General features: G+C 39.7%; 27 protein-coding genes. 5 read left to right on the top strand and 22 right to left on the bottom strand.

The window, feature by feature from the left end; all coding sequences use genetic code 11:
- Nucleotides 1–13: 13 nt before the first annotated feature.
- From BMW53_RS04420 to BMW53_RS21085, 9 genes are all read right to left on the bottom strand, one after another.
- Nucleotides 14–2260 carry a glycosyltransferase family 4 protein gene (locus BMW53_RS04420; protein ID WP_038560363.1) on the bottom strand — a complete coding sequence of 749 codons (2247 nt, stop codon included), beginning with the start codon at nt 2258–2260 and terminating at the stop codon, nt 14–16.
- Complete coding sequence (locus tag BMW53_RS04415) at nt 2261–2449, bottom strand: hypothetical protein (RefSeq protein ID WP_038560360.1); 189 nt, start codon at nt 2447–2449, stop codon at nt 2261–2263. It abuts the gene before it with no gap.
- A gap of 58 nt (nt 2450–2507) precedes the next feature.
- Complete coding sequence (locus BMW53_RS21360) at nt 2508–2633, bottom strand: hypothetical protein (RefSeq protein WP_262485628.1); 126 nt, start codon at nt 2631–2633, stop codon at nt 2508–2510.
- Nucleotides 2634–2654: 21 nt separating this feature from the next.
- The gene (locus BMW53_RS04410) at nt 2655–3005 is read right to left on the bottom strand and encodes a cupin domain-containing protein (protein ID WP_038560357.1); all 351 of its coding nucleotides are present in this window, start codon (nt 3003–3005) and stop codon (nt 2655–2657) included.
- Nucleotides 3006–3255: 250 nt separating this feature from the next.
- Nucleotides 3256–3663, bottom strand: coding sequence for a hypothetical protein (locus BMW53_RS04405; RefSeq protein WP_074780246.1), 408 nt, complete (start codon nt 3661–3663; stop codon nt 3256–3258).
- Between the two features lie 58 nt (nt 3664–3721).
- On the bottom strand, nt 3722–4261 hold the full coding sequence (locus BMW53_RS04400) for a helix-turn-helix domain-containing protein (RefSeq protein WP_217642884.1): 540 nt from the start codon (nt 4259–4261) through the stop codon (nt 3722–3724).
- 143 nt (nt 4262–4404) lie between these two features.
- Entirely contained in the window at nt 4405–4653 is a 249-nt protein-coding gene (locus BMW53_RS21470; RefSeq protein WP_051567921.1) for a fatty acid desaturase, read from the bottom strand.
- A gap of 60 nt (nt 4654–4713) precedes the next feature.
- Complete coding sequence (locus BMW53_RS21090; RefSeq protein ID WP_051567920.1) at nt 4714–5076, bottom strand: hypothetical protein; 363 nt, start codon at nt 5074–5076, stop codon at nt 4714–4716.
- A gap of 112 nt (nt 5077–5188) precedes the next feature.
- Entirely contained in the window at nt 5189–5377 is a 189-nt protein-coding gene (locus BMW53_RS21085; protein WP_051567919.1) for a fatty acid desaturase, read from the bottom strand.
- Nucleotides 5378–5529: 152 nt separating this feature from the next.
- Here BMW53_RS21085 and BMW53_RS21465 point away from each other — a divergent pair, with 152 nt between their 5' ends.
- Nucleotides 5530–5700 (top strand): helix-turn-helix domain-containing protein, encoded by a 171-nt coding sequence (locus BMW53_RS21465; RefSeq protein ID WP_394331162.1) that lies wholly within the window; start codon nt 5530–5532, stop codon nt 5698–5700.
- Between the two features lie 19 nt (nt 5701–5719).
- On the opposite strand, the gene BMW53_RS04375 is transcribed toward BMW53_RS21465, so the two are convergent.
- The 9 genes from BMW53_RS04375 to BMW53_RS04340 all read right to left on the bottom strand — a co-directional run bounded on the left by BMW53_RS04375 (nt 5720) and on the right by BMW53_RS04340 (nt 11352).
- The gene (locus BMW53_RS04375; RefSeq protein WP_038560346.1) at nt 5720–6736 is read right to left on the bottom strand and encodes a zinc-binding alcohol dehydrogenase family protein; all 1017 of its coding nucleotides are present in this window, start codon (nt 6734–6736) and stop codon (nt 5720–5722) included.
- Nucleotides 6737–6751: 15 nt separating this feature from the next.
- On the bottom strand, nt 6752–7579 hold the full coding sequence (locus BMW53_RS04370) for an amidohydrolase family protein (RefSeq protein WP_038560343.1): 828 nt from the start codon (nt 7577–7579) through the stop codon (nt 6752–6754).
- An 11-nt stretch (nt 7580–7590) separates the two neighbouring features.
- The gene (locus tag BMW53_RS04365) at nt 7591–8625 is read right to left on the bottom strand and encodes an aldo/keto reductase (RefSeq protein ID WP_038564990.1); all 1035 of its coding nucleotides are present in this window, start codon (nt 8623–8625) and stop codon (nt 7591–7593) included.
- 9 nt (nt 8626–8634) lie between these two features.
- Nucleotides 8635–9027 (bottom strand): L-rhamnose mutarotase, encoded by a 393-nt coding sequence (locus BMW53_RS04360; protein ID WP_051567917.1) that lies wholly within the window; start codon nt 9025–9027, stop codon nt 8635–8637.
- A 218-nt stretch (nt 9028–9245) separates the two neighbouring features.
- A complete protein-coding gene (locus BMW53_RS04355; RefSeq protein ID WP_045030855.1) occupies nt 9246–9458 on the bottom strand; it encodes a zinc ribbon domain-containing protein in 213 nt (70 codons plus the stop codon).
- A 210-nt stretch (nt 9459–9668) separates the two neighbouring features.
- Entirely contained in the window at nt 9669–9812 is a 144-nt protein-coding gene (locus BMW53_RS20890; RefSeq protein ID WP_157470827.1) for a hypothetical protein, read from the bottom strand.
- Nucleotides 9799–9972: a type II toxin-antitoxin system antitoxin gene (locus tag BMW53_RS04350; protein WP_074780240.1), complete on the bottom strand. Its 174-nt coding sequence runs from the start codon at nt 9970–9972 to the stop codon at nt 9799–9801. Before BMW53_RS04350 ends, BMW53_RS20890 begins: the two co-directional genes overlap by 14 nt.
- 1 nt (nt 9973) lies before the next feature.
- Nucleotides 9974–10498: a hypothetical protein gene (locus tag BMW53_RS04345; protein WP_038560340.1), complete on the bottom strand. Its 525-nt coding sequence runs from the start codon at nt 10496–10498 to the stop codon at nt 9974–9976.
- Between the two features lie 5 nt (nt 10499–10503).
- Nucleotides 10504–11352, bottom strand: a complete 849-nt coding sequence (locus tag BMW53_RS04340; RefSeq protein ID WP_038560336.1) for an SPFH domain-containing protein — start codon at nt 11350–11352, stop codon at nt 10504–10506.
- A gap of 451 nt (nt 11353–11803) precedes the next feature.
- Between BMW53_RS04340 and nhaA the strand changes: the two genes are divergently transcribed.
- Nucleotides 11804–13117: a Na+/H+ antiporter NhaA gene (gene nhaA / locus BMW53_RS04335; RefSeq protein WP_038560333.1), complete on the top strand. Its 1314-nt coding sequence runs from the start codon at nt 11804–11806 to the stop codon at nt 13115–13117.
- Nucleotides 13118–13157: 40 nt separating this feature from the next.
- On the opposite strand, the gene BMW53_RS04330 is transcribed toward nhaA, so the two are convergent.
- Complete coding sequence (locus BMW53_RS04330; protein ID WP_139178020.1) at nt 13158–13346, bottom strand: hypothetical protein; 189 nt, start codon at nt 13344–13346, stop codon at nt 13158–13160.
- A 54-nt stretch (nt 13347–13400) separates the two neighbouring features.
- Nucleotides 13401–13994 carry an RNA polymerase sigma factor gene (locus BMW53_RS04325; protein ID WP_038560327.1) on the bottom strand — a complete coding sequence of 198 codons (594 nt, stop codon included), beginning with the start codon at nt 13992–13994 and terminating at the stop codon, nt 13401–13403.
- Nucleotides 13995–14155: 161 nt separating this feature from the next.
- Between BMW53_RS04325 and uvrA the strand changes: the two genes are divergently transcribed.
- On the top strand, nt 14156–16954 hold the full coding sequence (uvrA, locus tag BMW53_RS04320; RefSeq protein WP_038560325.1) for an excinuclease ABC subunit UvrA: 2799 nt from the start codon (nt 14156–14158) through the stop codon (nt 16952–16954).
- Between the two features lie 48 nt (nt 16955–17002).
- Here the strand turns inward: uvrA and BMW53_RS04315 are convergent, their stop codons facing one another.
- Both BMW53_RS04315 and BMW53_RS04305 read right to left on the bottom strand, forming a co-directional pair.
- Nucleotides 17003–17449 carry an OsmC family protein gene (locus tag BMW53_RS04315; protein ID WP_038560322.1) on the bottom strand — a complete coding sequence of 149 codons (447 nt, stop codon included), beginning with the start codon at nt 17447–17449 and terminating at the stop codon, nt 17003–17005.
- A gap of 512 nt (nt 17450–17961) precedes the next feature.
- Nucleotides 17962–19326: an MATE family efflux transporter gene (locus BMW53_RS04305; protein WP_038560316.1), complete on the bottom strand. Its 1365-nt coding sequence runs from the start codon at nt 19324–19326 to the stop codon at nt 17962–17964.
- A 97-nt stretch (nt 19327–19423) separates the two neighbouring features.
- Here BMW53_RS04305 and BMW53_RS04300 point away from each other — a divergent pair, with 97 nt between their 5' ends.
- On the top strand, nt 19424–19930 hold the full coding sequence (locus tag BMW53_RS04300; protein WP_038560313.1) for a hypothetical protein: 507 nt from the start codon (nt 19424–19426) through the stop codon (nt 19928–19930).
- 12 nt (nt 19931–19942) lie between these two features.
- Complete coding sequence (locus BMW53_RS04295; protein ID WP_038560310.1) at nt 19943–20914, top strand: type IX secretion system membrane protein PorP/SprF; 972 nt, start codon at nt 19943–19945, stop codon at nt 20912–20914.
- The last annotated feature ends 143 nt before the right edge of the window (nt 20915–21057 follow it).

Here is a 21057-nt window from a genome sequence, read left to right as displayed (position 1 = left end):
ACGCGGGATTTTTTTATACCAGTTTTAAATCCGAACGGTGAAATTCTTCATAAGCCTGCAAAACCGTTAAATGCGAGATTAAATAAGCCAGTGAACTTTCTGCCCCTTGGTTCCGGTTTACCCCATAACTTTCAAAACCATCGCAACAACCTTTCGTTTCAAAATCATACAAACTCATTCGCAAATCATTTTCACCCAAAAACCATAAAAACGAAGTGTAAAGTTTATTGAGATAATCTTTGTCTTTTGTAACAAAATATGCCTGATGGTACATTAATACCATCGCCATTGCATCAATAGGCTGCTGGGCAAAAACAGAACGTTCCCCTTCTTTTTTGTACCACTTTTCATTTCCAATAATCGACAAGTAGTTATCCTTAAGCGTATGACTGGTCAGGAAGTTCATCGATTCAATGGCTATTTCTGTAATATTAGGATCATTCAGTATCGGAGCAGCATGTAAAAGCGACAAGGGCAAAATGCCGTTATCATAAGCCAGTAAAGCTTCAAACCAGTTCCAATCTTCAGTCTGGTTTTCTTTATAATGCCTGATTAACACATTTGCGAGATTTCTCAATCTTTCGGTCATGGAATCGTCTGACGGATTACTTTTCAGGTAATAACTAATTCCGATCATTGTATTGGCAATGCCACGGATGGATTGCAATTTTTCAAAATTGGCTGATGCATTAAAAAATACCAGTTTGCCGGTTTGGTAGTACGCATCATTGGGAGCATTTCCCAGTAAGTATCCCAGCGCCCAGATTGTTCTGCCAAATGAATCTTCTGAGCCGGTTTCGTCCAAGAAATTCCGGTTAAAACTTAAAAAATTTCGGAAAGTCCCGTTTGCGTTTTGCATATAATGGATGTAGCTTAAATAAATGGGCGATAATTCCAATGCCCGCATATTTTTCATTTGTTTGTAAGCCATTAAAACCATCAATAAAGCGCGCGAGTTATCATCCAGACAATAACCTTCTTTTAAATTGGGAATGCCAAACTTGGCATGCTGAATAATACCGGTGTCATCGGTCAGGCGATTGATATGAGCGAGCGAGAATGGGGGAAGAATGAGTAAATCGGGTTCTGTTTCTTTTTGAATAGTAACCGAATGCCCATCCTTCATTACTTCTTCTGCAAGTGCTACATACCTTTCGCCGGTTTTTGGCCAGGTAATTTTCTTCCCATATTCACCGGCTTTATTTTTTAATTCACTGAGTTCTTTCGGATTTTCGAGAAGTTCCGTTAACATTTCCGCAAGGCCATCCGAATCATTAAAATCGAATAACCTACCTTTTCCATTCGCCAACATTTCAGCAGCATGCCAGTATGGTGTTGACAGAACAGCTGCACCTACTCCCACAGCATACGAAAGTGTTCCACTGGTAATCTGGGCTTCATTCAAATAAGGAGTGATGTAAATGTCGCAGGCATATAAATACTTGAACAGTTCTCGTTCATCAATAAATTCATTCAGGAATGTTACATGATTTTCAAGCTGAAGTTTTTTCACCTGGCGAAGCAGGAAAATCCGGTATTCTTCTCCGGAATGCCGAAGTACATTCGGATGGGTTTTCCCTAAAACGATATAAATAATTTCCGGGTGCTTTTTAACCACTTCCGGCAATGCGTTAATTACTGTTTCGACGCCCTTGCTGCGCCCAATAAAACCGAAGGTAAGCAGTACTTTCCTGTTTTCAAGTTTAAACTCTTTTTTCGATTTTTCAGAACTAAAATGAATGTCGGGAACACCATGTTCAATCAGTGCAATTTTTTCTTTGGGCACCTCGTAAATACCGACCAGAAAATCAACAGCTTTGTGACTCATTACCACAATTTTATGCGCCATTTTGCAGATTTCCTTCAAAACCGCTTTTTCGTTGTACGAAGGTGCTTTGAGAATGGTATGAAGCGTTACAATGAGAGGAATCTCCAGCCGATGAAGCAGGGGCAGAATATAAACCCCATTTTGGCCGCCAAATATTCCAAATTCGTGCTGGAGGATGCAAACGTCTGCACCACTCAGATTAATATACTTTACGGCTTCCAAATAATCTTCCTGATGGTCTTGCCTGATGATGGCTTTTACTTCTTCAGGATATTTATAGGTGAGATCGTTATCATTTAATGCAACCACAAAACCTTCATGGTTTTGTTCTTCCGGAGCTTTGTTGGTCAACATCGATTTGAACAAATTATTGGTAAACGTTCCAATTCCGCATTCCCGCGGTGGATAAGTGGCTATGTATGCTATTTTCATTTATGTATGTACTTCAGTATTATTTATAAATGGCAGAATCTCCCGTTCAAAATACACCAACTCTTTTCGATTTGGCTCATCTTGAATTTTGCAATAATAAATTCGATCGACATAACGCCGGATTACCAGCTTTAGTCCCGGATCTATTTGGGCGTATACTATCTCGCCCTCTTTATATTTGTTTTCCATTACAAACGATTTTTTCTATTTCCATCATCTCTGACTGGAAGTGCTTATAACGGAGTAACTAAACTACTCCTGAAGCTCTTTTTCCTGCTTTTTTTGCAGCCTTTTCAGCTCTTTTTTCTTTCAGGCTTTTTACGGCCACCTTTTTAGTGTTTTTCCTCTCTTTTCCTTCTTTAGCTTTTACCATATTGTTTTTTTTGAAATATTATCATAGCGTGTTTTCTTCATACCCGCTTTTAATTACAGTCGAAATCATTTTGAATTTTTTGTTTGCTTTAATAATGTAAGAGGTATGAGCAGGTACAATAATTATTTCCCCAGTATTTAACAGGATGGAATGTTTATCGATTAGTATCTCGGCATCTCCCTCTATGATTTGGACAAACATGTCAAATGCAGAAACAGTCTCAGGAAGTATCTTTTTGCTATCAAATGCCAAAATACTTACACTTCCCGTTGTTTTCCCAATAATGATTTTACTTGTAACGGAATTAGAACTGTAATCAATAAGCTCAATTAAAATATGTTTTTTCGATTTTCCGATCTCTGTATCCTGCATGTGTTAAAGGTACCTTAAGGCAAACAGTAAGCTGTTATACTATTCATATTTTAAGTTACATCATTCACACATTTATTTTACATCCAGTCACCCGTTCCAGGTTCTTAAAGATGAAAAGATAAGTACCCAATTATTTTGAAGACGGAAAAATAAAGATCTGATAATCAGCTTTTCAGAATTTCTATTACTGAACAACAACTCCAGACACAAAAGTTCAGAAACCTGCACCTGAATCACCTCAGGAATATGGCTATATTTTATTCTTTTTTTTCAGGTTCAACAAAAAAGGAATATAAAAATCAATAGGAGATTCTTTAACGCTCTTTTCATTCAAATCATCAATAAACTCCTGATAAAACCGGTTAAACCGTTGTAAATCGTCATGAGCTAATAAAAAGAGTAGTTTTTGTGTATTCTGAGAATTGAATTCTCCAACACTGGTGTAAATAGCAATCATCTCAAAATCATCAATCTTTTCATGTTTATGTAAATAAAAATTAATGAATTTGTTTTTGTTTCGAATAGGTGTTACTACAAAACAATATTTTCTGGAGATATGATCCCATTCAAAAAAAATGATGAAATCGGTGATTGAAAAATGAGGCTGAATAAATTTTTCAAAAATTTCCTGCAAATAATATTTCTCTTTGTTATTCATGAGCACCCTTTCAAATTAATTTCCTTTGTTACAAAATTTTACCTGTATCGAAAATTATTCAAACGTCTTCCAGAGTATCACGTCTTTTGTTTTTTAATTTCTTAAAGTGAGAAGGCGTTAGTCCTGTAAATTTTTTGAATTGATTTGACAGGTGAGCTACGCTGCTGTAATGCATTTTATAAGCTATTTCAGTAAGATTTAGTTCATCATAAACAATAAGTTCTTTCACCTTTTCAATCTTATGGGTCAGATAAAATTTTTCGATGGTAATGCCTTTAACTTCCGAAAAAAGATTGGCAAGGTAAGTGTAATCGTAATTAAGTTTTTCGCTCAGGTAATCAGAAAGGTTGACTTTAATCTGTTCCTCGGTGTAATGCACTAACTCGATAATTGCGCTTTTTACTTTCTCTACCAGGATGCTTTTTTTATCATCCATTAAAATCAGCCCTGATTTTTTTAATGCCAGGCCCAATTGCTTTAGCTGTTCACTCTCCACATTTCCTATAATGTCAGCTTCGCCTATTTTCACATAAGTATATGGTAGCCCAATTTTTTCCAATTCGGCTTTAACTACCATCTGGCAGCGTATGCAAACCATATTTTTGATGTAGAGTTTCAACTAATTTATTTTGTTTCAGTAGTAGTAGCCCATGTAATCTTGTATTCCAAAATTTGTTATCAACCTTTAATATTGCCATATTCCATCTTCTAAATTTACTGATATTAATCGGGTTTATTGGTTTAAACTGCCACAACTTTATGGCTTTTAGAAAGCTGGGCAGCTCGTTTAACTGAGCTACTGTACTCCCCAAGCATCTTAAGCATTTTAATGTGTTGCCATACCGCCTGTGCAAAACTTTTGTTTACGTGATACGGAAGGTTGTATTCTTTGGCTTTCGCCTGCACAATTTTCGAAATATCTTTGTAGTATACATGGCTGATGTATGGAAACAAATGATGTTCCACCGGGTAATTCAGGCCCCCGACCAACCATGAAAAGATACTGCTTTTAGGTGAATAATCGCATGTAGTGTACAACTGATGTATCGTCTAGTTATTGCTAAGTTCACCTTCCTCATCGGGAACAGGATATTCCGAAGTAGGAACAACATGGGCAGTCTGGAAAATAGTACTTAACACCAGTCCGCTGGTAAAATGCATCAGCAAAAATCCGCCAACAATCCAGTACCAAGAAACAGGAATTGTAAATAATGGAAGTATAAGAAATATTCCGTAATAAAGAACTTTTGAGATGATTACATCAACCAGCAATCGGTTATATTTTCGTTTTCCACCTAATTTTGCGCCCATCTCTTTGTACTTTTTTAATCGTTTAAAATCTTTTGCAATAATCCACGAAATGGTCATCAGGCAGTAAAAGAACCAGGCATAAATATGCTGATAACGATGCATCTTTTTTAAGGGACGGTGAGGCGAAAATCTTAAAAACTCCGGGAGGTGCAATATCTTCGTCATGTCCTTCAATGTTGGTAAAACCATGGTGCAGTGTGTTGTGCTGATAGCGTCAGTTGGACGGAAATCCACCGAGCAGGTATAACGAATTGCCAAAAAACCGGTTCTCCTTTTGATTTTTGGAAAAAGAACCATGATTGGCATCGTGCATCGTCACCATTCCCAGTCCCGACATTCCCAGTCCCATTAAAATCCAGCATATCAGTACCAGAGGTATTGACGATACAAATCCCGAAATCATAAGTATAAAAGGGACCAGATATAAAAGGGCCATGATCACGAATTACCAACGCAGTATTTCGTTGGACGAAGTAGCGCAATACATTGGAATGAACCGCTCGTCGTTTTGTTCATTTTACAAACGCGAAAAAGGCAAAACTTTTTTTTACCGACCTGAACGAGTACCGTGTAGATTGTTCGTGTATGATGTTGCGCGAAACAAACATACCGATTTCCGATATTTGTTTCGCCGCTGGGTTTAACGATGTCCCCCACTTCAACCGCACTTTCAAAAAAATTAAAGGGCAGTCGCCAAACAATTACCGAAACAACAGCTGCAAATAAAAGGACTAAGGGTATTCATTTAAAACTGAACCAGTATCTTCATAATTTTCCCGGGAGCTTCAGCCCATTCTTTCATTGCCGCCGGCGCTTCTTCAGGGCTTACTGTTTTTGAAATCAAAATCCTTTCATCAACCCGACTGCTTTTCAGGTAGTTTATTACGGCTTCAAAATCGGATGGATTTGCATTACGCGACCCCATAATTTCCAGTTCTTTCTGCACCCAAAGTTTGGTAGAAAACGCTACCTCGGTACCGGCATAACCAATACAAACTACGCGGCCTGCAAAAGCAACTTCGTCAATTGCTGCGCGGTATGTAACCGGATTTCCGGCTGCTTCAATTACTACATTTGGCCCCTCTCCGTTTGTAATTTCCTGCAACTCCTGGTGTAAATCGTTTTCTTTCGAATTAATAATGAAATCGGCTCCCAGTTGCCCGGCTATCTTAAGTTTCACATCGTCAATATCAACAGCAATAACTGTAGCTCCGCGCAATTTGGCACGTACAATTGCTCCACTTCCAATCATTCCGCAACCAAAAACAAGCACGGTATCAATATCCGTCACTTTTCCATTATCGATAGCATGAAATCCAACGGTTAGCGGCTCTACCAATGCCAACTGCAATTCCGTTAAAGCCTCATCTTTTAACACTTTTTGCCACGGCACAGCAATAAATTCGGCCATTGCACCATCGCGCTGAACGCCCAGTGTTTCGTTATAACGGCAGGCATTAAAACGTTTTTGTTTACACGAAGTGCATTGTCCGCAATTGGTGTAAGGAACTACCGTAACATTTTGTCCTTTCTGAAAACCTTCGGGCACTTCATCTCCGGTTTTTTCAATAACCGCCGATATTTCGTGCCCCGGAATACGCGGATACTGTACCATTGGATTTTTCCCGAGATAGGTACTTAAATCGGAGCCGCAAAATCCCACATATTTAATTTTAAGAAGAACATCTCCTTTGCCCATCTGCGGTATTTCGCGTTCTACAATCTTTACCTCTCCGGGAGTTATTATTTCTATTGCTCTCATCTGTTTTTACTGAAATTAAATGTTGTAAATTCTTTGTGCATTTTTATACAAGATCAAATCCTGTTCTTCTTTCGTAAACTTCGAAATCGTTTTTTTAACGATATCCAGCCAGTTGGAATAGTTCGTTGCCACCAAACACACCGGCCAGTCGGAACCAAATAGCAAACGCGAAGGCCCAAAAGCCTCAAGCACGGTTTCGAAATATGGGTTGAGTTGTTCTTCTGTCCATAATTTATAGTCGGCTTCGGTAACCATCCCGCTTATTTTACATGAAACATTCTCGCGCTTCGCCAGCTCCTTTATATTTTTTGCCCAGGGAGCCAGCTCGTTTATTTTGATTTTTGGTTTGGCAATATGATCGACCACAAACTGCTGCCCGGGGTGCTGATCAACAAAACGTATGGTATTGGTAAGTTGCTGTTCAAAAATCAGAATATCGTAAACCAGGTTATAGTTTTTTAGCAACGAAATTCCCTTATTAAAATCCTTCCCTAAAATAAATTCAGGATCAGGTTCTCCCTGAACAACGTGCCGGACGCCTTTTAGCCATGGATTACTTTTACACCCTTCTAAAATTTGTTGAATATTTTCATCAGCCAACGGCACCCAGCCCACAACTCCTTTCATAAAGTCGTTTTCGGAAGCCAACTTTAAAAGCCAGTCGGTTTCTTCCAGCGATTGGCGTGCCTGCACGGTTACTACACCTTCAACTCCGGTGTTAACCAGAGTAGCTTGCAAATCGGCAGGTAAAAATGACTTTCTGATGGCTGCCATTTCATCATCAATCCAGTCAAATTCAACCGGATTATAGTTCCACAAATGATGATGTGTATCGATAATCATATGCCTCGATTTTATAAATAAGGATATTCTGTGTCTATAATTTGTTCATTTTTTAGCTCAGCCCAAAATGCTTCAGGAAATTCCTGATCTAAAAGCGCTTTGTTGTGTGCCATGCGCTGCGGTTTACTCGGATTTAAGGCAACTGCAGCTACCTGAGGTGCCGAAAGTGCAAACTTGAAACAGGCATCACCGGGAGCAATATTGTGTTTCCGGCAAATGGCAAAAAACTTTTCGCGCCAGGCAAACAAATGCTGGTCTTCAGGATTTTTCGGGTCAACAAGCCGGTAATCGAAATACTCTCCTCCGGTTAAAAAACCTGCGTTAAATATTGCCGAGTTGATAATGCCTACCCCATCCTTTTCCAGTTGAATCATAAAATCAACAATTGCCTTTGGATGATGATAAACGGTGAATTTATTGGCAAACATTACCCAGTCGAATTTCACCTCCTGGCACAATTCTTTTATTACCAGCCAATCTTTTGAGCCAATTCCAACCGCTTTTACTTCGCCTTTTTCTTTTAGTTCGAATAAAGCTTTATAAGCGCCTAAAATATCGTCCTTGCGTTTTTCCCGGTCTTTATCGTTGCTTGCAGCCATTAAATATTCATCGGGGTCGTGAACAGAAACAATTTCGGGCTTGAATTTTCCGCCCAACAACTCACATCCTTGTTGCCAGCATTCCAAAATTCCGTTGTAACTAATCTTTTGAACAGCATCATCTTTCAGGTTTGCCCAGGCTCCCGGCTCGAATGTTGGCTCGGCACTTGTTTGTGGCACACGATACCACCCCAATTTATTGCTTATAGTAATTTGCGCGGGATCAACACCGAGTTTTTCCAGCCCCTGTCCGATAACCTCCAAAGCCAATCCGGCACCATATTTCCCGGCGCTGTCGATCATTACCTTCCCATCAGCCACCTTAAACCATTCCTGCATAAGGCTTAGCTTTTCATCTTCCGATAGTTCACGGTAAAGATTTCCGAGATAACTGGTTCCGTAAATAATTTGAGGACATTTTATTTCCGTGTTTCCTAATAATCGCATTGTAGTCATTTATTCAATTTCTTTAAACTGCCCGTCAATGGCGTCATATTCATTCTTTTGGTCCAATTCATAAATCCGCTCCATTAACTGCCACTTATCATTAGCCGTTGCTTTTTCACCACTCACCTGAAAACGTGACACAAATGCTTCCCATTCGGCCTGCCGGGGTTTTCCGGCCAGCTCTGTCATCGCCTTGTCGTGGTCGAAATCAGGAGTGGTATCCATAATCATAAATAAACGGTTATTGAGCCGGTAGATCTCCATATCAATGATTCCCACCTCTTTCATCCCCTGCGAAATTTTCGGCCAGGTATTTCCTTTGGCGTGCACTTTTTTATATTCTTCAATCAGCTGCGGATCATCCTTCAGCATCATTGTTTTGCAGTATCTTTTGTACTTCATAAGTCGTTTGATTTAGCGTAAATTTCGAATAATTTATCGTATTGTAAAAACTCAATATATCGGCATTTCCGAACGGGAATCATCAAACAAATCCCAAAATTAACTTAGTATAACTTATTCTATAGAAACAAAGATAGCTCGAAAATAAAAAAACTGCAGGCAATATTACCTACAGTTTTTTTCATTTCAAACAATCGCACAAATCAAAAGAAGTATTGTTACGACGATGTAAGGAAATCGAGAATACTACCGGCGGTACTTCCTCTACCGGCTTTGTAGAGTTCAGTATAACCACATCGTTTACACGAAATGGCTATAAACTTTCGGTTTTGAATATCAAAAAATCGGGTAAAACCGCCACCGGTTGTTCTGATCGTGTCTTCTTCGTACTCCCAACTGCTGCATTTGGGACAACTGAAATGTTTCTTCATTGTTTTCGGTTTTTTATTGTTTTCAGCTTATCAGTACTAGCTTATCAAATAAATTACTAACTGAATCGAAAAAAGTACAATTGCAATAACAAGTACCATTATAAACCGTTTTTGAGTTGAGGTTAATTGGGGCCTGCGCCTTTTCTTATTCTCTTTTTTCAAATAATCATATTTACCCATTTTTCGTTGTTTTAATCACTTTCCGAAATATTATTTCTTTACCTGTATAACTACCTGAAGAATAAAACCACTGATGATTAATGCAATAAGAATTACGGTTACTATTTCGCGTACCATTTTCAGTTTAGTCTTCTTTATTTCTTTCTTCGTTTTTAGATAATCATACCGTCCCATCGTCTGAACCTTTTTTTAGTCGTCTTGCATCCTTTAAAGCCTTATGTATTATCCATTCAATTTGCCCGTTTATACTTCTGAAATCATCGGCAGCCCATTTTTCAACAGCCTCCATCATTTCCGGGCTAACGCGCAATACAAACGATTTTTTCTTCGCCATTCTAATCCTCCTTTTCCATCAATTTGTGCATGGCATGCTCCAGGGCTTGTTGTTTTTGTGTTCCAATCAGGAACCGTTTTCCATTCTTCATATACAGCTGCAACCCGATTCGCCCCGTAACGGTCCATGCAGTGCCTTTTCGTAAACGACGTTTTATGCCGCGGCCTCCATATTCTCTATTGGGGTGGTATCGCCGTATCTCATACTTTTCAATTTCCGACGGATCGAACGCTTTCAATTTCCAAACCAGTGGAGGAAAGCAAATGTATAGCTTATCCTCAGTAATTTTTGTTTTAAGTTTTGCCCGAAACATAAGGGCAAAAATAACTACCAATACCAAAACCGTTACTCCTGTTACTATCAGTCCTCCCGTAGTCATCAGATTATCGCCGGGCGGATTTTCAGCCGTCAGGAAATAAATTCCCCGGAAGAATGGAATAGCGACAGCGAAAACGGCAACCAGCATCAACAGCCACAGCCATCTTTTGTCAAACTCCTGCTCTTCTTTAAAAAGAAGCTTTTTCATGGTGTTTACTGATAAAGTGATCCGGTATTCACCACAGGCGTTGCATCTTTATCGCCACACAATACAACCATTAAGTTACTTACCATTGTTGCTTTTTTATCTTCGTCAAGCTCAACAATACTTTTTTCGCTAAGCTGGTCAAGAGCCATTTCCACCATGCTAACCGCACCTTCAACAATTTTGTAACGGGCTGCCACAATAGCGGTAGCCTGCTGACGCTTCAACATGGCCTGGGCAATTTCCTGCGCATAGGCAATGTGGTTGATTCGTGCCTCAATAACATGAATACCAGCGATTTCCAAGCGCTCAATAATTTCCGCTTCGAGTCTTTCGTTCACTTCCTCGGTACCGTCGCGCAGCGTTACTTTTGCATTTTCATCCTCGATGTTATCGTACGGATACATACCAGCCAGTTTTCGCAGGGCTGCCTCGCTTTGTACCACAACAAAATGTTCAAACTCATCTACTCCAAAGGCGGCCCGGTAGGTTTCCTCTACCTTCCAAACCAGTACCAAACCAATCATTATCGGGTTACCCAGTTTATCGTTCACTTTAATCGGTTCGCTGTCGAAATTTCGGGCACGAAGCGAAATCTTCTTGCGAACATAAAAAGGATTCACCCAATAAAATCCGTTGGTTTTAATCGTGCCTTTGTACGCACCAAACAAAACCATAACGCAGCTTTGGTTGGGATCGACCACGGTAAAACCAATGGCAACAAGAATAAATACCGGAATTAGCAGAATTGCCGGAACGATCATTCCGCGCATAATACCAAAAATAATAACTCCCAGTAAAATAAGTTCCAGAACCAGGAACATGTAGCCTGATAAAGCTGAATGTTGTTTTTCCATAATATTAACTATTTAGTATTTTGATATTATTTTGATATCACTAAAGTATTACAATTAATTTTAACTGTCAAGCATATATTTGTGTTTTAAATCATATTATTGAAAAAGTTTAATGTTGCTCATAATATGAAATGATGTCATTATTTGTAAAGCCAGGAAATTAATCTCAACAGCCCGAATATTTTTTGAATTATTCCCATTTCAGGCAGTTATTAAAATTCAGCTGTTATTACAGCTATTCAACATACCTTTCGGTGCCGGACAAGCTATAACGTTGGTGGGAAATTGCCCCCGGTTTGGATTATTAATAATTTATGAATAGTTCAGGCTAAAAAACAATGGAAACATGACTTTTTCTTATTTTGCCGCCATCTTAAAATTTAATAGTTAAATTTATCAATAGGCACTAAACAAACAAATGGGTTTTACGTTCCACTAAAAAATTATAAGAATGAATTTCATAAAAGATCCTATAAACCGTTTTATTAGGCTTGAGACCTCAAGCAGTATCGTTTTATTTTCGGCTTCTATTGCGGCTTTAATTCTTGCAAACTCAGGCTTAAGTGAACCATTTTTGGGCTTCTGGAAAAATTATATAACTATTAGCCTGCCCGGATTTGAGCTTTCAAAACCCGTATTAAAATGGATAAATGATGGTTTAATGGCCATTTTCTTTTTTCTTATTGGTTTGGAAATAAAACGCGAAGTTTTAATAGGAGAATTAAGCGATCTGAAAAAAGCTTCGCTGCCTATTGTTGCGGCCATTGGAGGGATGGTTTTCCCGGCAATGCTTTTTGTAGCCTTAAATCAAGGAAAGCCAGGAATGGAAGGATGGGGAATTCCCATGGCTACCGATATTGCATTTTCGTTGGGTATTTTAACCTTGCTGGGCAAGCGCGTTCCGGTGGGCTTAAAAGTTTTTTTAATGGCTTTTGCAATTATCGACGATTTGGGCGCCGTATTAGTGATTGCCTTCTTTTATAGCTCGCAATTAATCTGGTATAACATTTTAATTGGGTTAGCCATCGTTGCCCTTCTTGCGATTCTATCACGTTTTAAACTTTATTCCAAATATTTCTTCTTTATTGCCGGTATTGTAGTTTGGGTTCTGTTCCTGAAATCGGGTATTCATGCAACAATTGCCGGAGTTTTACTGGCGCTTACCATTCCAATTCAGCGAAATATTAAAACCACTACTTTTTACGACAAAGGAAAAGAAATCCTTGACGGATTCTTGGAAGAATGCCAAAAGGACAATAAGGACAAAACCATTCTGAGCCACAAGCAGTTAGATGCTATTGACGAAATGGAAGAGCTTACCGAAAAAACAGCTTCTCCACTTCAATTTCTTGAACACCATTTGCACGGATGGGTAGCTTTTATAATACTTCCATTATTTGCTTTTGCAAATGCCGGAGTAGTTTTTAGCTTTTCGGGCGATACCAACACCACTTTGGCAACAAACATTGGGCTAAGCCTGATAATTGGAAAATTTGTGGGAATATTTTTAGTTTCGTTCCTGGCCATAAAATTCAAACTTTCTGAACTACCTAAAAATGTAAATTTCAAGAGTTTGGCCGGCGTATCCTTTTTGGGTGGACTCGGTTTTACCATGTCGTTATTTATTAATAACCTGGCATTTACCGATGATACTCTTATCGATTCAGCTAAAATCGGAATTTTAATCGGATCATTTGTGGCGGGATTATTAGGCTATTTGCTGCTGCGATTTTCAGCAGGCAAAAAAAATCCTTCGGCTAATTAGCCGAAGGATTTTTTTTCACAACCGAATACTTTTTCCTGATCTAATTTAAAATCATTTCTACATATCCTGCCTCTTCTGTCTCTACTGTTTCGTAGCAACGGGCGAAATCGAGGATATTCTGCACCGACCGTTCTGATGGCTCATAGTCCATCTCTGCTGATTGTTTTTCAGCTTTACGCTGAATGTTGTTTACACAAAAAAATAAGGTAGAATAATTTATCATAGGCATTTTTATCATTTCTGTTAAAACGCCGGTAGCTACCTTATATTGTGTTAACAATAGTTAAAAAGCAGAGAGGTTCAATTTCTTTTCATCCACCAGTTTTCGCAGGTTGATTAATGCATAACGCATCCGCCCCAAGGCAGTATTAATGCTTACCTCGGTTTGTTCGGCTATTTCCTTAAAACTAAGCCCCATATAGTGCCGCATATAAATTACCTGCTGCTGATCTTCGGGCAACTCTTTTACCAGGTGCTTTACTTCATGCAGAATTTGCGAATAAACCATTTGGTCCTCAATGGTTTGTTCCGAAAACTTTTGTGAGTTGAAGATGTCAACATCCGAGCTGTCGTTGGAAACCGTCCCCTGCAGTTTTTCCTTCCTGAAATGGTCGATAATCAGATTATGCGCTATCCGAAGCACCCAGGAAACAAATTTACCGTTTTCGACATACTTACCTCGTTTTAGCGAGCGTATGACTTTGATAAAAGTATCCTGAAAGATATCTTCTGCAAGATCCTGATTCTTGACAATCAACAGAATATACGAATATACCCTGCTTTTATGTCGAACTATTAAAACCTCAAGTGATTCATGATCGCCTTGAATAAATCGTTGAACGAGTTCATTATCGTTCAGTTTGTCGAGTCTGAACATTACCTTCTATTTATGTGTAAACAAAAAGTAAAGTTTATCTATAGGCGTTCAATTTTTAGTGTAGTAAAACTATTATTCTAATTTTGTATCGTTCAAAAATGAAACATTTTACCGACAATAGCAAGTTTTTCTAACATTTTATCGAATTTTACAAAAATAATATGTCAAATAGCAAAAACGCTAAATACATTGAGATTCAGAACGCGAGGGTTCATAATCTAAAAAATATAAGCTTAAAAATTCCCCGAAATAAATTTATTGTGGTAACCGGGGTTTCGGGTTCCGGGAAGTCATCGCTGGCTTTCGATACGCTTTTTGCCGAAGGCCAACGCCGCTATGTAGAAAGTTTGTCGTCGTATGCGCGTCAGTTTTTGGGGCGAATAAACAAACCCGAAGTTGACTTTATAAACGGAATTCCGCCGGCCATTGCCATCGAACAAAAAGTAAACACGCGAAATCCGCGCTCCACAGTAGGTACATCAACCGAAATTTACGATTACCTGAAATTGCTTTACGCGCGCATCGGAAAAACCATTTCTCCGGTATCGGGGCAGGTCGTTTCGCGCAACAGTGTAACCGATGTGGTGGATTACATTAACAGTTTTGACGAAGGAACCCGCCTGATTATTGTTGCACCGTTGAAAGCTAAAAATGGACGGACTATTCTGCAGGAAGTGGAACTGCTGATGCAACAGGGATTTTCGCGTATTGAGACGAACGACGAAATAAAACGTATTGCCGAGCTGGTAAAAGCGGAAAGTGATGATTTTTGCGATGGAAGCTGCAACCTGGTTATCGACCGTGCCGCCGTTAAACACGACGAAGATACACAAAGCCGATTGGCCGATTCGGTTCAAACGGCATTTTACGAAGGACATGGCGAATGTTTGGTGAAAATTTATAAAAAAGAAGGAACGGAATCAAAAAGCTTTTCGAACCACTTTGAAGCCGATGGAATTGAATTTGAAGAGCCAACGGTTCATATGTTCAGTTTTAATAATCCGGTTGGCGCCTGCCCTACTTGCGAAGGCTACGGAAAGGTAATTGGCATCGACGAGGACCTTGTAATTCCGAATAAGTCGCTATCGATATACCAGGATGCCATTGCCTGCTGGAAAGGCGAAAAAATGAGCCAATGGAAAAACGAATTGATCTATTCAGCTGAGAAATTTAATTTCCCGATTCACAAGCCATTTTATGAGCTAAGCGAAGAACAAAAGTTCCTGATTTGGACCGGGAATCAATATTTCGATGGCTTAAATCAGTTCTTCAAACACCTTGAAGAAGGCAGTTACAAAATACAATACCGGGTGATGTTATCGCGTTACCGCGGAAAAACAGTATGCCCCGAGTGTAAAGGAAGCCGTTTGAAAAAAGAAGCCGGCTATGTTAAAGTCGCCGGCAAATCGCTTCAGGAACTGGTTTTAATGCCTGTTTCCGAACTGAAGAAGTTTTTCCTGAATATGGATTTGAGCGATCATGAAAAACAAGTGGCCAAACGTATCCTTATCGAGATAAATAACCGTCTGGAATTTTTAGACGATGTGGGTTTAGGCTATCTTACTCTTAACCGCTTGTCGTCAACCTTATCGGGCGGCGAATCGCAGCGGATTAACCTGGCCACCTCGCTCGGAAGTAGTCTGGTGGGTTCGCTGTATATTCTGGATGAACCAAGTATCGGCCTGCATTCGCGCGATACCGAAAAACTGATTAAAGTACTACGGCGCCTGCAAAAAATTGGAAACACAGTACTGGTTGTTGAGCACGACGAAGAAATAATTCGTGCAGCTGACGAGGTAATCGATATTGGCCCTATGGCGGGTCAACACGGTGGTGAAGTTGTTTTCCAGGGAACACACAACGAGCTGGTTAAGAATCCGCAAAGTCTTACCACAAAATACCTTACCGGCGTTGAAAATATTCCGGTTCCTACACGACGCAGAAAATGGACCAATGCTATTCAAGTTGTTGGCGCACGCGAGAATAACCTTAAAAATGTAACGGTCAAGTTTCCGCTTAACACTTTAACGGTAATTACCGGAGTCAGCGGATCAGGAAAGTCATCGCTTATTTCAAAGATCCTCACACCTGCCCTTACTAAAATTTTGGGCGGATATGGTGAAAAAACCGGCCATCATGATGCGGTGCTGGGAGATTATAAAATGATTAATGCGATTGAATTCATCGATCAAAATCCGATTGGAAAATCATCGCGCTCCAACCCGGTAACTTACCTGAAAGCTTACGACGAAATACGAAAATTACTGTCGGAGCAGCAGGCGGCAAAAATACAGGGTTTAAAACCATCACACTTCTCGTTTAATGTTGACGGGGGCCGTTGCGACGAATGCCAGGGCGAAGGAACCATTAAAGTGGAGATGCAGTTTTTGGCCGATGTTTACCTGCTTTGCGAAAGTTGTGGCGGAAAACGTTTTAAGGAAGATATTTTAGATGTAAAATACAAAGACCTGAATGTTGACGACATTCTGAACCTGACGGTAAACGCAGCTATCGAGCTGTTTAAACAAGGTAAAAGTTCAACCGAGAAGAAAATTACCAAACGTCTGCAACCGTTGCAGGATGTAGGTTTGGGCTACATAAAACTGGGGCAGGCTTCAAGTACCTTATCGGGCGGAGAAAGCCAGCGTGTAAAACTGGCCTCGTTTCTGGCAAAGGAAAAAGATTCGCCAACGCTGTTTATTTTCGATGAGCCAACAACCGGGCTACATTTTCACGATATCCGCAAATTGCTTGATTCGTTTAATGCGCTGATTTCGCGTGGCCACTCCATACTGATTATCGAGCACAACATGGATGTTATAAAATGCGCCGACTGGATTATTGATCTTGGTCCGGAAGGTGGAGATAAAGGTGGAAATCTTGTTTTTGAAGGTACTCCCGAAGATTTGATCAAGGAGAAGAATTCGTTTACCGGAGAAGCTTTAAAAGAAAAACTATAAAAAAAAGCCGCCTCAACAGGCGGCTTTTTACCATTAAAATCTCACTATTTAAACAGTTGCGTCTTCTACTACAACCGGTTTAATCACTGAACTTTTTGCAATATTATCAGCTATCGGACAACGCTCTGCGATTTCGTTTAAAAAACCTTGCTTTTCTTCGGTAGTCATATCCGCATCGATTTTTACGTAGCTTCTGATCTCGGTAAACCCGGCACGGCCTTCGGTTGTTTTTCCAAGCAGGAAGTCTTTATCAATATCTCCCTCGGCAGTTACGCTAATACCGTTGAGTTTAATCCGTTGTTGCTGCGCAATTATTCGTCCGACTGCACAAATACAAGCCGGTAACGAGCACAAAAACACTTCCAGCGGATTGGGTCCTTCATCGTTTCCACCGGCCATTTTAGGCTGGTCGATTACAAACGGATGCGAACAATTAATTTTAGTTGCAAAGCTGCGGCCCATTTCTCCGCTTACCTTTATCGTTGAAATTGCCATGATAAGTAGTTTTTTGAGTTATTATGAACAAATGTAATTATATTTTACACCTATTCTATTGATTAATGTCATCGTTAGGCACATAATTTCACAAAAAATTATTCTTGGATATTTACTTTTCAGCCCTATTGAAAAGTTTGAGTACAAGTAAAATTAACGGAAAAAAAAGAATAACTAAGGTATAGCCAATCCAGATTATAAAGGCAATTGGTTTGTTCTGAAAAGCAAAGGCAAGATTACCGGAAATAAAGTACGACATGGGCAACCAAAACAGTGCCATGCCTATATGAAAATACCTGAGTACTTTATCAACTTTTAATAATATCGATTTTGTAGGAAGTTTTATAAACAAATGAAGAAGAAGAGTATAGGCAACGATACCCAACCAGGAAATTAAGCTCCCCAAAGGAAAATTCAGTGATTTTGAAATACGAACACCCAATAGCTCAGGCTGAACAAAAAGGCAATAGAAAGTAATCCCCAAAATGCTTAACAACAGGATTAATCTAGCTTTATTCTTCATCGCTGTTCTGAACAATTAACGGTAAACGTTTCCACTCGCGGTACAATATAAATCCTACTACCAGTGCCGACATGGTATCGGCAACAGGATAACTGATCCAGATTCCATCGATATCGAAGAAACCCGGTAATATGTATATGAGCGGAATTAACATGATTATCTGCCGAAAAACGGTGGCAAACATCGAGAGGCCGGCTTTACCAATTGCCTGAAAAAAGTTGGAAGCCACCACCTGAAATCCAACAAGCGGCAAGGCCAGAATAACCAGGCGTAATCCTCGGGTTGCAATACTATACAACACTTCGCTATCGTTATTAAAAACCATAATTATATAACCGGGAAAAGCCTCGATAAAGGCATACGAAACAATAGCAATAAGCGTAGCTGCAATAAGGGTAACCTTTAAAGTATCTTTTATTCGCTGAACCGATTTTGCCCCGTAATTAAAACCAATAATAGGCTGCGAGGCCATATTCAGTGCAACAATAGCCATAATTACCAGCGTAAGTACCGAGTTGATAATTCCCATTGCACCAACAGCCAGGTCGCCCCCAAAATCAATCAGCTTTTTATTTAACAAGCCCTGTACAAAACTTCCGGCAATTTGCATCGAAAAAGGCGCCATACCAATAGCCAGAATTTCCAGCGTAATTCCCCAGTTAATTTTTAAATACTTTACCCGCATCCGAACAACTGCCCGTTTACTTTTAATAAAATGGAACAACACCCACACCATTAAAACAAACATCGATATTACTGTTGCATAGGCCGCACCTTTTACGCCCATATCCAGGCCAAAAATAAAAATGGGATCGAGAATAATATTGGTTAACGAACTCAGCAACATTGAAGTCATCGCCACCCGTGCATTTCCTTCAGAGCGAATAATGTTGTTTAAGGAAAAACCGATGGTCATAAAAGCGACTCCGCCAAGAATAATATCGAGGTAATCGTTAGCATACTGAAAGGTTTCTTCGGTTGATCCGAACGATCGTAAAATTGGCTCTTTCAGCAAATAAACAACAACCATAATCAACACCGAAGCCACAATCATCAGAATAAAACTGGTTCCCAATGTTTGTTCGGCTCTTTCCATGTTCTTTTTCCCCAGATTTATGGAAACATAAACCCCGGAACCAATACCAATGAGCATACCAAAGCCCATCATTATAAGCATTACGGGAAATATTACCGAGATACCTGATAATGCTTCGGCTCCAACTCCCTGCCCGATAAAAATCCGATCAACAATATTGTACAATGCATTTACAAAAACTCCAATAAATGCAGGGATAAAATATTTTAACATCAAACGCCCTACATGGGCTTCGCGTAATTCGTCAATGTTCTTCATGAGGGGGACAAAGGTAACTAATATGCAAAACATTTGCACTACTGCTTTGTTTTGGCGTATTTAATACCTTAAATTTGCATGCTCTGAAGGATTTAATATGAACAAGACAAAAATTAACCAGGCGATAAAAACTCAGCTTTTTTCGGCCGATAAAGACCAGGTACTGACTGCACTTAACAAACTAAAAGAAAGTGGCAATAAAGATTATCTGCCCATTTTATTTGAATTAATGGTGGCCGGCTGCGAAACGGAAGTTGAAAAGCAAATTCAGAAATTGCTGGGAACCGTAAAGGATAAAGAAACCATTCCGGTATTTATCAATGCCCTGCAAGAAGAACATTTTAAACCGATTCGTAAAAATATTGCTACCAGTTGCTGGCAAAACGGGCTCGATTTTTCGGATGACATTGAAGTGTTTGTCGATTTAGTAATCAACGACAACTGGGAAACCGCTTTTGAGGCTTTTACGGTAATCGATAATATGGAACATTTTCCTTCGGCAGAAGTGATGAAACCAATAAAATTAAAAATCGCCCGCGCCTTAAAAGTTGCTGACGAACGGCGGGCCTACATGTTGGAAGAGTTATTAAAATTATCCACCTGACCTTAAACGACCTTGCGCATTTCACCCAAAATATTAGTCTTTTGCATCCTGTTATTTTCAGGCTGGACAGGCCATGCGCAAAACGAAACCTACCTTCTGCCTTCTAATAACCCGATTGAAATAAATCCTGCGCTGGCCGGATTAAACAAGAACAGTTCGTATCACACCGGCAACCAGTATTCCTATCTAAACAAGGAACAAACCTACAACCTCTTTTATGCTTCGTGGGATGCGTACTCCAACCGTTTAAAAGGAGGCGTGGCCCTGAATTTCAGCCAGGGAATGCTTAGCAAACAAAACATTACCACCACATCGGTTGGCTTTTACTATTCGGGCTTCCCCATTAAAATAAACAACAGCAAAATACTTTTGAGTGCCGGAACGGATGTGCTTGCTGCAACCAAACACTGGGCAGTTGCATCGCTCAACAATTCAATCCCCCACGAGAATATTCCACCTATTCAGCAGGGAGAATCTTTTTTTCGCTATTATATCTTTAAACCAAAGTTTGCATTTCTTTGGACGAACAACGCCTTACAAATTGGGGTAACGTCAACCGTAGTGCATACCCGAAATGTTGCGATTAGTTTGATAGAACCAACAACAATATTGGGCTATACCCTGTATATTTCGAAAAAGATGGACAACCGAGTGCGCGACCTTTACTCCAGGCCTTTTGAATTGTCGCCTGAATTGGTTGTTTTCTACCACGAAGAAGCTACCATTGCCCGCTTGCGCTTATTGGCGGAATACACTGATAAAACATGGGGTGTTTTCGTTCATAACAACTTTACCAACCACATTACCACCCTTGGAGGGACAATTGGTTACCGGCATAATTTTGTGCGCTTTAACCTGAATGCAGGAATGGCCATACCGGGCATTTCGGATTATAATGCCTGGATGTGCGAGTTATCGCTAACTATTATTGTTCCGCCATTTAGTCACTCAAAATATAATCCGTGGGCGCCTGCAAAAAACTAAAGCACAACATCGCAACTCTTTCACATAAAATATCATTAGTGTCCGGTAAAAATTTACCGGGCAGTACATTTTAAAGAACCACCCGGTATGTCTACTTTTGAGTTACCACACCAAAAAGTTAGACATGGGTAAAAATACAATTT

The sequence above is a fragment of the Draconibacterium orientale genome (assembly GCF_900111425.1).
Classification (GTDB): domain Bacteria; phylum Bacteroidota; class Bacteroidia; order Bacteroidales; family Prolixibacteraceae; genus Draconibacterium; species Draconibacterium orientale.
This window is presented reverse-complemented; position numbering and strand designations above follow the sequence as displayed.